This is a genomic window from Exiguobacterium sp. HSB13, from assembly GCF_056764755.1.
Map to the genome: position 1 here is coordinate 2,135,619 of NZ_JBUZOM010000001.1, position 12,396 is coordinate 2,148,014.

Genomic DNA, 12,396 nt, shown 5'->3' on the forward strand with positions numbered 1-12,396 from the left:
ATCAAACGGGAATGGAAGCTTTCCTTAGTTATTCGGATTCTTTTTCAAGACAGCGGTCTGCGTCCGCTCGAGTACGGCATTCGTGATGACGATCAAGCCGGTGAAGAGGAACAAGGCTTCAAAACCGAAGTGACCAGCAATCTGTCCACCTGCCAGTGGTCCGAGGAAGTTCCCCATGAACTGCGCGGACTGATTATACCCGAAGATGCGTCCTGACGCATTGGCTGGCGTGTTCTTCCGAAGCAGTGCTTGTACCGACGGCATCAGTGCTGCTGTCGCAAAACCGATTCCCATCCGTAAGACGATCAATTGACTTGTATCCGTGACGAACGCTTGCGGAATCAAGAAAGCGGCAAAGACAAGTAATGCAAAGAATAAGACACGCTCTGCCCCGATCTTATCGGAGAGACGACCGAGTCGTTGCGCTGCGATCAAAGCTGCGATCCCTGGTGCTGAAGCGACGATCCCGGATAGTAACGCCAGACGTTCTGTCCCCGGACTGAGTTCCCGTACGTAGAGCGACAGGATCGGACTGATTGATTGTGCCGCGAACTGAATCAGAAACGTCGTCAAAAAGAGACTCAAGATGAGTTCCGGATGACGGAGCGACTGGATGATTTCCTTCGCGGACGCCATTTTTTTGACTTCCATTGGGACGAATTCTTCTTTAACTAAGAAGTAGGTCACGAGGAAGGTAATGAAGAGCGGTACGCTCGTAAAGAGAAAAACGGGTCGAAGCCCAACAACGTCGGCGAGGAATCCTCCAATGAGAGGTCCTAGCAATCCACCGGCAATCCCACCGGTCGACAGGGTGCCGAGCGCCCAGCCACTTTTCTCTTTTGGGGTTTGGGAAGCAACGAGTGTGATACCGGCTGAGATGAATCCGGATACGGCTCCCATGACAAGACGTAGAAAGACGAGTTGATAGACGTCTTGAACAAAACTAATCAAGAACATGACAATCGACATGCCAAGACTTGCACGAAGCAACATCAGCTTCCGTCCTTTTCGATCGGCGAGACGTCCCCAGATCGGTGAGACGATCGCAGCGACGAGGAAGGTTGCACCAAAGGCGATACCAGACCAGGTCGTAATATCTTGTCGGCTGTTGACACCGAGTTCTTCAATGAATAAAGGCAAAAACGGTAATACAAGACTGAGGGCGGCAGCGGTCAAAAAACTACCGAACCAGACGACTACTAAATTTCTTTTCCACAATGGCATTGTGGCATCACTTCCTTTTATTTGACAATTCGTTTCAATGCAACAACTTTTAATATACACTTCACATTGTGAAATGTCTAGGATTTGAACTGTCAAAGTGTAGAACAGGACCTTTGATGCATATAAGCAACTGCTCAACGTCCGATAGTAAGGTAATCCACACGAAGGAGTGAAATTGAAATGAAACGCTTTTTGATTGGCGTAGTCTGTCTATCGTTACTTCAATTCGGACTACCACTCAAGAGTTCAGCTGCCGTTTCCGTCACTCGTCACACGGTCATCTGGTCCATCCCAGAGGCCAAATCCATTTCAACGAAGATCAATCAGCTGGCAAACAGACAGATGAAACGTGTCTATCTGCATGTCGCTGTCGAGGGTGACCGTACTCTCTACCGAACATTCGTTGAAAAAGCGCACGCTGTCGGAATCAAAGTCTATTTTCTATTCGGACAGCCGCGCTGGATCACAAACGAAGGAACGACAGCTCGACCAAACGTCGAGGATCCGTTAGCCTGGATTTCGACCTATCAGCAAGAAACGATCAGTCATCCGGATGGCATCAGTGTTGATCTCGAACCGTATGCCTTACCGGAGTGGGAGACGGACCAGCCACGTGTCATCGCCTCCTATGAACGCATCTTACTCGCCTTCCGCGAGAAAGCGTCTGCTGAAGGATTACCACTGCAACTGTTCCTCCCGTTCTGGTTCCATACCGTACAGGATGCGAACAGTCGCCCTCTCAGCGAATGGGCAATGGATCTTGCTGACGAAGTCACGTTGATGAGTTACCGGACCGTCTACGGTGGTGGTAACGGACTTGGCGCCATCACGATGACCGATGCACTCTATGCCGCAAGCAACAATCATACTTTATCGTATGCGATCGAGTTCACCGAACTTCCAGAGACGCCGGATATCACGTTTTACGGTAAGACACGAACGCAGTTGAATCAGCTCGTCAATCAGACGATGGCTAGTTCACTACCGCCAAGTGCGATCGTCTATCATGATTTTGAATCCTACCAAGCGTTCATGCGTAGTACACAGTGAGAACATAAAGATTTGAAACGAAGGCACAGGAAAAAGACTTGCTATCATTGATCCGACTCCTATAGGAAAAAGCGCAAATTTTTGCGCTGTCAGAGACAAACAAGACCCGGGTTCACTGTTATACGAACAGTGAAGACTGGCTTGTGTCTCGCCTGAGGAAAGCGGGTCAAATGGAGCAAGTCTTTCTTTTCTTCCACATCATCCAAACATGAAAAGCGGTTCTTCCCATTTCTGAGAAGAACCACGTTTTAATCCATCTCGCTTTTCTTACTTTCCGAGGTTATCAAGCATGATTCCTGTACCGCGTGCGACACATAACATCGGATCTTCTGCGATCAGAACCGGTAGACCAAGTTCTTTTGCAAGCAGTTGATCGATTCCGTCCAGCAACGCGCCCCCACCCGTTAGGATGATACCACGATCGATGATGTCCGCTGCAAGCTCCGGTGGTGTCTTCTCGAGCACACGCTTCGTTGCCTCGACGATCTCCATCGCTGCTTCTGCCAGCGCATCGTGCATCTCTTCCGATGTCACCGTGATGTTGTGTGGTAAACCCGTCACGAGATTTCGTCCGCGAATATCCATCTGTTCGCTCCGTCCGTCTTCTGATACAGTGGCAACCGTCGTCTTGACGGCTTGTGCCGTCCGTTCTCCGATGATGAGCTTATGTGTATCCTTGATCGAACGGATGATGTCGTGGTCGAAACGATCTCCTGCGACCTTGATCGTCTCCCCGCATACGATATCACCCATCGAAAGTACGGCAACATCCGTCGTTCCGCCACCGATATCAATGACCATGTGCCCTGCTGGCATCCAAATGTCCATACCGGCACCGACTGCTGCGACCTTCGGCTCGACTTCGAGAAAGACTGTCTTTGCGCCTGATTTTTCACCGGCTTGACGAATCGCCTTCGCCTCAACCGTCGTGATGCTTGCTGGTGTACAAATCAACATCCGGACTCCACCGAACATCTTACGGACTTCAATCTTATCGATGAAATGGCGAAGCATCGCTTCCGTCATCTCAAAATCGGCAATGACACCGTCTTGAAGTGGTCGAATGGCCACGATGTTCCCCGGCGTCCGCCCTACCATCAAGTGTGCTTCCGTACCTACCGCATGAATCTTACCTGTTGCCTTATCGATCGCGACGACCGATGGCTCATCGAGGACGATGCCTCTACCTTTGACATGAATGACGACGTTCGCCGTCCCTAAGTCGATTCCGATATCTCTTGAAAACATCTCGTGTGCTCTCCTTTACCCACTGGCTATTCTTCCAAAATATAGAACGTCGTTTGGACGTCTAACCCATTTATGTATACATACCTTTCAATTCTAGCATATGCCCCATCACGAAACGACTTTCTTTTTCCTCTTTTCGGATTTCATTGTCGTCCTTTTCAAAAGACGACAAAAAAGAGCACCATCCCGCGAAATGGGATGATGCTCTTATATAAGTGCTTAAAGTTTTGTTGCAGCTGTTTCTTCAACGACTGCTACTTCTTCAGTCACACGTTCTACGTCTGCACCAAGTGCTTGTAACTTCAAGTGGAAGTCGACGTATCCACGGTCGATGTGGTGAAGTGCACCAACGCGTGTTTCGCCTTCAGCGATCAACCCTGCTGTGACGAGTGCTGCCCCTGAACGAAGGTCCGTTGAAAGAACTTCCGCGCCTTGTAATTGTACGCCACCGTTGATGATCGATGAACGACCTTCAATCTTGATGTCAGCGTTCATACGACGGAATTCTTCAACGTGCATGAAACGGTTCTCGAAGACTGTTTCCGTGATGACCGATGTGCCGCCTGCTTTGAGGACGAGTGCCATCATTTGTGCTTGAACGTCTGTCGGGAAACCAGGGTGTGGCATCGTCTTGACGTCAACTGCTTCAAGTTTTGCTGGACCAACGACACGGAGACCTTCTTCCGTATCCGTGATCTTAACGCCCATCTCTTCCATCTTCGAGATGAGTGGACGAAGGTGTTCGCGCTCAGCGCCGATGACTTCGACATCCCCTTCAGTGATCGCTGCTGCGATCATGAACGTACCTGCTTCGATCCGGTCAGGAATGACATAGTGTGTTGCACCGTGTAATTTCTCGACGCCTTCGATGCGGATCGTTTCTGTACCTGCACCGCGGACTTTTGCGCCCATTGCGTTCAAGAAGTTAGCAAGGTCAACGATTTCTGGTTCTTTTGCGACGTTCTCGATGACTGTCGTTCCTTCTGCGAGTGTCGCAGCCATCATGATGTTCTCTGTCGCACCGACTGATGGGAAGTCAAGATAGATTTTTGCACCTTGGAGACGACCGTCGACTTGTGCCTCAACGAATCCGTTTCCGATGATCGTTTTTGCGCCCATTGCTTCGAATCCTTTCAAGTGAAGGTCGATTGGACGTGAACCGATCGCACAACCACCTGGCATTGCAACACGTACGCGACCGAGGCGTGCGAGTAATGGACCCATGACGAGAATCGAAGCCCGCATCTTACGAACGTACTCAAGTGGTGCCTCATCTTTGAGGTCCGGCTCAGCATTGACCGTCACCGTGTTTGCTTCTGCATCGAACTCGACTTCTGCGTTCAAGTTGCGTAAGACGTTATTGATTGTATAGACGTCTGCTAGACGTGGTACGTTTTGAAGAACCGATTGTCCCTCTGATGCAAGCAATGTCGCGACAAGTGTTTTTAAGACCGCGTTCTTTGCACCTTCTACTTTGACTGTTCCAGCTAATTTACGTCCGCCACGGACAACGATTTTTTCCATTCTCCCTACTCCTCTGCTTCGTTTCTGTTCTAGTATGTTCAATTCGTGATTGGTGAGGATCATAGTTGGAATTCAACGAATGTTAGAAAAGAAACTTCCCTATAGTTGATCTCTTGCTCCAAAGCCAATACGACGTTTCGATTGTAATGTTAGATGATTGCTAAATGACTGTGTTCCTTCATTGAAAGAGCAGTGTCCTGTTCCATGTTAAAACAAATTACCATTTCAGGGTTTACAATGCAGTTACAAGTTCACCCGATTAAAAACTGAAGACGTTGTGCAAAGCCGGCATAATCCAGTAAAAAGCGCGCTACGATGGATCCGAGTGCAATCGCTAGAATCGTTCGCAAGGCTACCGCATGCGGTCCTTTAGGATGTTGCAGGATTTTCTCCCATTTGACTGGTAACAAGGACCACCAGGCGAGCAAAATCGCCACGATGTAGACCAGCATACTAACTAACGCACTCACACCAATAGATGTCACTTTCGTTGCACCTCTTCTTCATAGTTTCTTCAACTCTACTATGATTTCATAAAATGAATGATTGCGCAAACAAAAAAGAACACGCTGAATTAATTTTAGCGTATAAAATATATTTATTGAAGATAAATTTGGTCTTCTACTGAAAAAAGGTTGAAGAATTCGTGAAGACGAGGCATATATTGTACTTTTACATTTTTGCAGTATTTTAAACCTGTATCCTTCATCGTGTTGCGAAAACGGTTGCCATACGAAAAATCATTGACGTTTTATACAAAAAAACCCCGGTTCCGCGAACGGAACCGGGGTTTCATCAAATCAATCGCGACCGTAGTCTTTCAAGCTGAGACGGTTAACTGCTCGTTTCAGTGAAAGTTCAGCACGCTTGAATTCGAGTTCTGATAATTTCGTGTCCTGGAGACGACGTTCTGCACGAACCTTCGCAGCTGCAGCCCGGTCGTAGTCGACCTTGTCTGCTTGCTCCGCAGTTTCCGCAAGAACCGTTACAGTATCCTGGCGCACTTCCATAAAGCCACCGCTGATAGCGATCAACGTGCGTCCGCCATCTTCGTGGCGCAACTTCAAGATGCTGATGTCGAGTGGTGTCACGAGTGGGACGTGGTGCGGGAGAACCCCGATCTCACCAGAAATCGTCTTCGCAACGACCATACGGACATCGCCATCATACACTTCGCCATCCGGGGTGACGATATTGACATGAAGTGTGTTCATCTCAAGTCCCCCTTATGCTTTGTCACTTAGACAAGCGCCTTCGCTTTTTCAATCGCATCTTCGATCGGACCGACGAGACGGAATGCTTCTTCCGTTAAGTCATCGTGTTTACCTTCGAGGATTTCTTTGAAGCCGCGGATCGTGTCCTTAACTGGGACGTACGATCCTTTTTGTCCTGTGAACTGCTCAGCTACGTGGAAGTTCTGCGACAAGAAGAACTGGATACGACGCGCACGGTGTACAGTCAATTTGTCGTCTTCTGACAACTCGTCCATACCGAGGATCGCGATGATATCTTGAAGTTCTTTATAACGCTGAAGTGTTTCCTGAACTTGACGTGCAACACCGTAGTGCTCTTCGCCGACGATTTCCGGTGAAAGGGCGCGTGATGTCGAAGCAAGTGGATCCACGGCAGGATAGATCCCCATCTCAGAGAGACGGCGCTCAAGGTTCGTCGTTGCATCTAAGTGAGCAAACGTCGTCGCAGGAGCCGGGTCAGTATAGTCATCGGCTGGTACATAAACCGCTTGGATCGATGTAACCGAACCTTTGTTTGTTGATGTGATTCGCTCTTGGAGCATACCCATCTCTGTTGCGAGTGTTGGCTGGTAACCAACGGCAGATGGCATACGACCGAGAAGGGCTGATACCTCAGAACCTGCTTGTGTATAACGGAAGATGTTATCAACGAAGAGAAGAACGTCTTGCCCTTGCTCATCACGGAAGTATTCTGCCATCGTCAAACCAGTCAAGGCAACACGAAGACGTGCACCCGGTGGTTCGTTCATCTGACCGAAGACCATCGCTGTTTGTTTGATAACGCCTGAATCCGTCATCTCGTGGAACAAGTCATTTCCTTCACGCGTCCGCTCACCAACACCTGCGAATACCGAGATACCGCTGTGCTCTTGGGCGATGTTGTTGATCAATTCCTGGATGAGGACGGTCTTACCTACACCGGCACCACCGAAGAGACCGATCTTACCACCCTTGATGTAAGGAGCGAGCAAGTCGACGACTTTAATTCCAGTCTCGAGGATTTCAACTTTCGTTGAAAGGTTATCGAAAGTCGGTGCTTTTTTGTGGATCGGAAGACGTTCCACGTCAGCAGCGATTTCTTTTTCATCAATTGGGTTACCGAGTACGTTGAAGACGCGACCAAGTGTCGCTTCTCCGACGGGTACCGAGATTGGAGCATTCGTATCGATTACTTCAATTCCACGGCGTACTCCATCCGTTGAGTCCATCGCAATGGTACGGACGACGTCGTCACCAAGGTGCAGGGCGACCTCAAGCGTCAAGTCGATAGCCACTTCTTCTACAGTTTGCGGCGTATATTGAATACGGAGCGCGTTGTAGATGTTCGGTAAGTGTCCTTCGAACTTAACGTCGATGACAGGTCCCATGACCGCGACGACGCGGCCTTTTAAACCGAGTTCGTTCATCGTGTTTCCTCCTACCTATCGTTACGCCAGTCGGGATTACTGCTGCGCAGCAGCCCCACTGACGATCTCTGTGATTTCTTGCGTGATTGCAGCTTGTCGAGCTCGGTTGTAGACGAGAGTCAATCGACCGATCAAGTCATCTGCGTTATCTGTCGCACTTTGCATTGCTGTCATACGTGACGCATGTTCTGCTACTTTCGCGTCAAGAAGCGCACCGAAGATCAAGCTCTCCGCATAACGCGGGAGGAGTTCAGCAAGGATTTGTTCCTCGCTTGGCTCGTACTCATAAGTCGTCGAAGACGAAGCTTCGATTTCTCCGAGTGGGAGAAGAGTTTCGACTTTCACTTCTTGGCTGATGACAGATAAGAAGTGGTTGTAGCACAGCTTGAGCTCGTCGATTTCGCCGAGCGTGAACGCACTCACTGTGCGCTTCACGATTTCAGCGACGTCGACATACGAAGGAGAATCGTTCAAGCCTGTGATCGCATCCGTGACCGTAATTCCGCGTGAACGGAAGAACTGGACACCGACTTTACCGACCACGAAGAGAACGTAACTGTCCGCAGTATGCTTTTCTTTGATTTCCCGGTAGACTTCACGCAGCACGTTGGCGTTATATGCACCAGCTAAGCCGCGATCCGATGTGATGACGATATAGCCCGTCTTTTTGACGGGACGTTTCTCGAGCATCGGATGGCTCGCACCTGTCGTGCCATTCGCAATGGTTCCGAGTACCTCTTGCATTTTCAGCATGTAAGGTTGGAACTTCGCGCTATGTGCTTGAGCGCGGTTCAGTTTCGACGCCGAAACCATGTTCATCGCTTTCGTGATCTGTTTCGTACTTTTCGTCGAGTTGATCCGCGTTTGTATCTCGCGCAACGATGCCATTTCGATTCACCACCTTGTTAGTATCAAGAGCGTTCCGCCGGATTAAACCGTCGCTTGGAACGTTTTCTTAAATTCTGAGATTGCTGCTACGATCTCTTCGTCTGCTGGAAGGTTACCTGTCTTACGGATCTCATCGCAAAGTTGTTTGCGGTTTTGATCGAGCCAGAGGTTGAGTTCCTTTTCAAAACGACGAATATCCGTTACAGCAACATCATCAAGGTGACCACGAGTCAAGGCATAGATGATGATGACTTGCTTATCGACAGTAAGTGGTTGGTTCAAGTCTTGTTTCAAGACTTCAACTGTCCGCTCACCACGGTTAAGCTTCGACTGAGTCGCTTTATCAAGGTCAGATCCGAACTGTGCGAATGCTTCAAGCTCACGGTAAGATGCGAGGTCAAGACGGAGCGTACCCGCTACCTTCTTCATCGCTTTTACTTGAGCCGAACCACCTACACGCGATACCGAGAGACCCGGGTTGATCGCGGGACGGACACCTGAGAAGAAGAGATCCGATTGAAGGAAGATTTGACCATCCGTGATCGAGATAACGTTCGTCGGGATGTAAGCTGAGATATCCGACGCTTGTGTTTCGATGAACGGAAGGGCAGTCAAGCTACCTGCGCCAAGCTCGTCGTTCAACTTCGCCGCACGCTCAAGAAGGCGTGAGTGGAGGTAGAAGACATCCCCTGGGTAAGCTTCGCGGCCTGGTGGGCGTTTCAAGAGAAGTGAAAGCTCACGGTAAGCAGCTGCTTGTTTTGAAAGATCATCATAGATGACAAGAACGTGTTTGCCTTGGTCCATGAAGTGTTCACCCATCGCGACACCTGCGAATGGTGCGAGGTAAAGAAGTGGAGCTGGCTGTGAAGCCGCTGCCGAAACGACGATCGTGTAATCGAGGGCACCGTTTTTACGGAGCGTCTCGACGACGCCACGGACTGTTGATTCTTTTTGTCCGATTGCGACGTAGATACAGATCATGTTTTCTTCTTTTTGGTTGATGATCGTATCGATTGCGATCGACGTTTTACCCGTCTGACGGTCACCGATGATCAACTCACGCTGTCCACGACCGATTGGAACGAGGGCATCGATCGCCTTGATTCCTGTCTGAAGTGGTTCGTGTACCGATTTACGCGCCATGACGCCAGACGCCTTACGCTCGATCGGGTTGTAGTGTTCTGTTTCGATTGGACCAAGACCATCGATTGGCATACCGAGTGGGTTGACGACACGTCCGAGGAGTGCGTCTCCTGTTGGTACTTCCATGATGCGGCCCGTACGGCGAACAGAGTCGCCTTCTTTGATTTCAAGGTAGTCACCGAGGATGATGATACCGACGTTGCCTTCTTCTAAGTTTTGCGCCAAGCCCATTGTGCCGTTAGCGAATTCTACGAGCTCTCCCGACATGACGTTGTCGAGTCCGTGTGCACGAGCGATACCATCACCGATTTGGATGACCGTACCTGTCTCGTTCACTTCCATCGTAGAACCGTACTGCGCGATACGCGCTTTAAGCAGGGCGCTGATTTCTTCAGCTCTAATGCTCATGCGTTTCACCCCTATTTTCTTACGCTTTTAACAGCTCACGCTCAAGGCGCGTTAGTTTAGTTTCGATCGTACCGTCATATGTCGTGTAACCGATTTGAACGCGAAGTCCTCCGATGACACGCGTGTCGACGACGTTCTCGACTTCAAGCGTTTTACCTGATTTTTGGCCAAACGTCTCTTTCACTTTCGTGAGTTCCTCGTCCGACAATTTGTATGCACTCGTGACGATTGCCGTCGCGACATTGCGGTGTTCATTCAACAATGCAATGAAGTGTTCCGGTAATGTAACGATCTCTGCCGCCCGGTCGTTTTCGACCATGACAAGCAATGTGTTCAAGACGATCGTGTTGAAGCCAGTGAAGCTTGTTTGAAGAACTTGCTTGAGCTCTTCAGCAGAAATCGATGGGTTATCTAAAACCGAAGCGAGCTCTGGTGTTGCGTGGAGCACTTCGCCGAGCGTCCGCACATCAGCTTCTGCTTGCTCGAGCACATGGTGCTCAAGCGCAAGATCGAAGAGCGCTTTTGCGTAGCGTCCCGCTACGTGATCACGCATTAGTTCGTGCCCTTAGTATCAGCAAGGAATTGATCGACGAGTGCTTTTTGAGCGGCTTCGTCTGTCGCAAGCTGTGTTTTCATGACGTGGCGTGCTGCAGCGATTGCTTGAAGAGCGACATCGTTCTTCAAAGCAGCTTGTGCTTCAGCGCGTTCACGTTCGATTGCACGGCGAGCTTCTTCCTTACTCATTTCGGATTCAAGACGTGCCTGCTCCATCGCACGTGCTTGCTCTGCTTCTGCCTGACGGCGTGATGCTTCTAAAAGGTCGCGTGCTTCCGTACGCGCCTTGTTTAATTCTTCGCGTTGTTGTTCTACGTAGACTTCAGCGTCTTTACGGCTCTTTTCAGCCGAGTTGATCTCGCTAGCCACATGCTCTTCCCGCGCTTTCATCATGTTGACGAGCGGGCCCCATGCGAATTTCTTCAAGAGGATGAGGAGCAAGAGGAAAACGACGATCGTGACGATCATGTTGGCTAGTAAGAGTTGGTTGCCTTCGCCGCCAGCCTCTGCCGCAAGATACGTTAGATTCATTCGATTACACTCCCCTCGTGGTTGGTTCAACTTCAATATCTACATAAGGGAGCCTAAGCTCCCGTGACGGTTCACTCAAACCTTGAACGAATAGCGCCCTATGTAGTCCGTTCTCGTTAATCGTGGATTAAGAGTTGAGAAGAAGGAAACCGACCGCTACACCGATGATTGGAAGTGCCTCAACAAGACCGATACCGATGAACATTGTTTGACGAAGTTCGTTTTTGAGTTCTGGCTGACGTGCTTGACCTAATACTGTACCGTTTACGATAAGACCGTTACCGATACCTGCGCCGAGTGCGCCGAGTCCGATGATGATCGCTGTTGCAATAAGATTCATGATAAATTGCCTCCCTAGAGTATGTTCATTGATTTGTCGTGCTGTTATCGGAAAAGCGGATGCTTTACCTTCGAATTAATGGTCGTGCGCTGCCTTATGTCCGATGTAAACCATCGTCAAGATAAGGAAGATGTACGCTTGGATACCACCGATGAAGAGTGAGAATCCTTGCCAGATCAACATCGGGATACCCGAGATGATCGCGCCGATTGGTCCGAGGAATTGGAAATCGTTCGTACCAGAGACGATACCGATCGAAAGAATGATTCCGATCATGATTTCACCAGCGAAGATGTTTCCGTAAAGACGAAGACCGAGCGTCAACGTGTTTGCAAACTCCTCGATGATGGTAATGATAAACATCGGCGTCATGAATGTTTTCGCATAAGCGCCGAAGCCTCGCATCTTCACACCGTAGTAATGACTTAATACTACTACGAGAGATGAAAGTGCCAGTGTCACGTAAGGATCTGCAGTTGGTGAGTTGAACCAAATGTAGTGTCCCGTCACGACGTTGAATGGGAGACCCATGATGTTGGACACAAGGATGAACAGGAATAATGTCATTCCGAACGTAAGGAAGCGACCCCCTGTTTTCCAGTCCATCGTGCTGCTGATGATTCCGCGAACGAATTCAAGGAACATCTCCATCACGTTTTGAGCACCGGTTGGCTTCATCACAAGACGTCGCGTACCGGCCACGGCAATCAAGAAGACGAGAGCAGCAGCAATCAATACTGTGATCAAGTTCGTCCAGCTACCGTACAGAACGAAGTCACCCCAGAGTGGGATTTCGTAAAGTGGCATTTCGTGGTTCATTTGACTA

At 49.5% G+C, this 12,396-nt stretch carries 13 protein-coding genes; 1 reads left to right on the top strand and 12 read right to left on the bottom strand.

Going from position 1 to position 12,396, the window contains the following annotated elements; genetic code table 11:
- Positions 1-24 precede the first annotated feature (24 nt).
- Positions 25-1,224: a multidrug efflux MFS transporter gene (locus ACZGCQ_RS11135; RefSeq protein WP_481266301.1), complete on the bottom strand. Its 1,200-nt coding sequence runs from the start codon at positions 1,222-1,224 to the stop codon at positions 25-27.
- 180 nt (positions 1,225-1,404) lie between these two features.
- Here ACZGCQ_RS11135 and ACZGCQ_RS11140 point away from each other — a divergent pair, with 180 nt between their 5' ends.
- Entirely contained in the window at positions 1,405-2,274 is an 870-nt protein-coding gene (locus tag ACZGCQ_RS11140) for a glycoside hydrolase family 18 protein (RefSeq protein WP_481266302.1), read from the top strand.
- A 267-nt stretch (positions 2,275-2,541) separates the two neighbouring features.
- Here the strand turns inward: ACZGCQ_RS11140 and mreB are convergent, their stop codons facing one another.
- The 11 genes from mreB to atpB form a co-directional block, all read right to left on the bottom strand.
- On the bottom strand, positions 2,542-3,522 hold the full coding sequence (mreB, locus tag ACZGCQ_RS11145; protein WP_029342734.1) for a rod shape-determining protein MreB: 981 nt from the start codon (positions 3,520-3,522) through the stop codon (positions 2,542-2,544).
- A gap of 219 nt (positions 3,523-3,741) precedes the next feature.
- Positions 3,742-5,046 (bottom strand): UDP-N-acetylglucosamine 1-carboxyvinyltransferase, encoded by a 1,305-nt coding sequence (gene murA / locus ACZGCQ_RS11150; protein ID WP_481266303.1) that lies wholly within the window; start codon positions 5,044-5,046, stop codon positions 3,742-3,744.
- 251 nt (positions 5,047-5,297) lie between these two features.
- Positions 5,298-5,531 carry a DUF1146 domain-containing protein gene (locus tag ACZGCQ_RS11155; RefSeq protein WP_029342736.1) on the bottom strand — a complete coding sequence of 78 codons (234 nt, stop codon included), beginning with the start codon at positions 5,529-5,531 and terminating at the stop codon, positions 5,298-5,300.
- 315 nt (positions 5,532-5,846) lie between these two features.
- Positions 5,847-6,260, bottom strand: a complete 414-nt coding sequence (locus ACZGCQ_RS11160; protein WP_029342737.1) for a F0F1 ATP synthase subunit epsilon — start codon at positions 6,258-6,260, stop codon at positions 5,847-5,849.
- Positions 6,261-6,286: 26 nt separating this feature from the next.
- Complete coding sequence (gene atpD, locus ACZGCQ_RS11165; RefSeq protein ID WP_029342738.1) at positions 6,287-7,705, bottom strand: F0F1 ATP synthase subunit beta; 1,419 nt, start codon at positions 7,703-7,705, stop codon at positions 6,287-6,289.
- A gap of 36 nt (positions 7,706-7,741) precedes the next feature.
- Positions 7,742-8,593 carry an ATP synthase F1 subunit gamma gene (atpG, locus tag ACZGCQ_RS11170; RefSeq protein ID WP_047394533.1) on the bottom strand — a complete coding sequence of 284 codons (852 nt, stop codon included), beginning with the start codon at positions 8,591-8,593 and terminating at the stop codon, positions 7,742-7,744.
- 42 nt (positions 8,594-8,635) lie between these two features.
- Positions 8,636-10,144, bottom strand: a complete 1,509-nt coding sequence (gene atpA, locus ACZGCQ_RS11175) for a F0F1 ATP synthase subunit alpha (RefSeq protein ID WP_023469496.1) — start codon at positions 10,142-10,144, stop codon at positions 8,636-8,638.
- Positions 10,145-10,163: 19 nt separating this feature from the next.
- A complete protein-coding gene (locus ACZGCQ_RS11180; RefSeq protein WP_029342740.1) occupies positions 10,164-10,697 on the bottom strand; it encodes a F0F1 ATP synthase subunit delta in 534 nt (177 codons plus the stop codon).
- Complete coding sequence (gene atpF / locus ACZGCQ_RS11185; RefSeq protein ID WP_023469498.1) at positions 10,697-11,230, bottom strand: F0F1 ATP synthase subunit B; 534 nt, start codon at positions 11,228-11,230, stop codon at positions 10,697-10,699. The genes ACZGCQ_RS11180 and atpF overlap by 1 nt, the downstream gene beginning before the upstream one ends.
- 127 nt (positions 11,231-11,357) lie before the next feature.
- Positions 11,358-11,570: a F0F1 ATP synthase subunit C gene (atpE, locus tag ACZGCQ_RS11190; RefSeq protein ID WP_023469499.1), complete on the bottom strand. Its 213-nt coding sequence runs from the start codon at positions 11,568-11,570 to the stop codon at positions 11,358-11,360.
- Between the two features lie 75 nt (positions 11,571-11,645).
- Complete coding sequence (gene atpB, locus ACZGCQ_RS11195) at positions 11,646-12,389, bottom strand: F0F1 ATP synthase subunit A (protein WP_029342742.1); 744 nt, start codon at positions 12,387-12,389, stop codon at positions 11,646-11,648.
- Positions 12,390-12,396: the final 7 nt, after the last annotated feature.

Excerpts from the sequence above, each read along its gene's own strand:
- atpE (WP_023469499.1), bottom strand. The coding sequence starts at position 11,570 with ATGAATCTTATTGCAACAGCGATCATCATCGGACTCGGCGCACTCGGC.
- ACZGCQ_RS11160 (WP_029342737.1), bottom strand. The coding sequence starts at position 6,260 with ATGAACACACTTCATGTCAATATCGTCACCCCGGATGGCGAAGTGTAT.
- atpF (WP_023469498.1), bottom strand. The coding sequence starts at position 11,230 with ATGAATCTAACGTATCTTGCGGCAGAGGCTGGCGGCGAAGGCAACCAA.
- murA (WP_481266303.1), bottom strand. The coding sequence starts at position 5,046 with ATGGAAAAAATCGTTGTCCGTGGCGGACGTAAATTAGCTGGAACAGTC.
- ACZGCQ_RS11135 (WP_481266301.1), bottom strand. The coding sequence starts at position 1,224 with ATGCCATTGTGGAAAAGAAATTTAGTAGTCGTCTGGTTCGGTAGTTTT.
- atpB (WP_029342742.1), bottom strand. The coding sequence starts at position 12,389 with ATGAACCACGAAATGCCACTTTACGAAATCCCACTCTGGGGTGACTTC.
- atpG (WP_047394533.1), bottom strand. The coding sequence starts at position 8,593 with ATGGCATCGTTGCGCGAGATACAAACGCGGATCAACTCGACGAAAAGT.
- atpD (WP_029342738.1), bottom strand. The coding sequence starts at position 7,705 with ATGAACGAACTCGGTTTAAAAGGCCGCGTCGTCGCGGTCATGGGACCT.
- ACZGCQ_RS11140 (WP_481266302.1), top strand. The coding sequence starts at position 1,405 with ATGAAACGCTTTTTGATTGGCGTAGTCTGTCTATCGTTACTTCAATTC.
- ACZGCQ_RS11180 (WP_029342740.1), bottom strand. The coding sequence starts at position 10,697 with ATGCGTGATCACGTAGCGGGACGCTACGCAAAAGCGCTCTTCGATCTT.
- mreB (WP_029342734.1), bottom strand. The coding sequence starts at position 3,522 with ATGTTTTCAAGAGATATCGGAATCGACTTAGGGACGGCGAACGTCGTC.
- atpA (WP_023469496.1), bottom strand. The coding sequence starts at position 10,144 with ATGAGCATTAGAGCTGAAGAAATCAGCGCCCTGCTTAAAGCGCGTATC.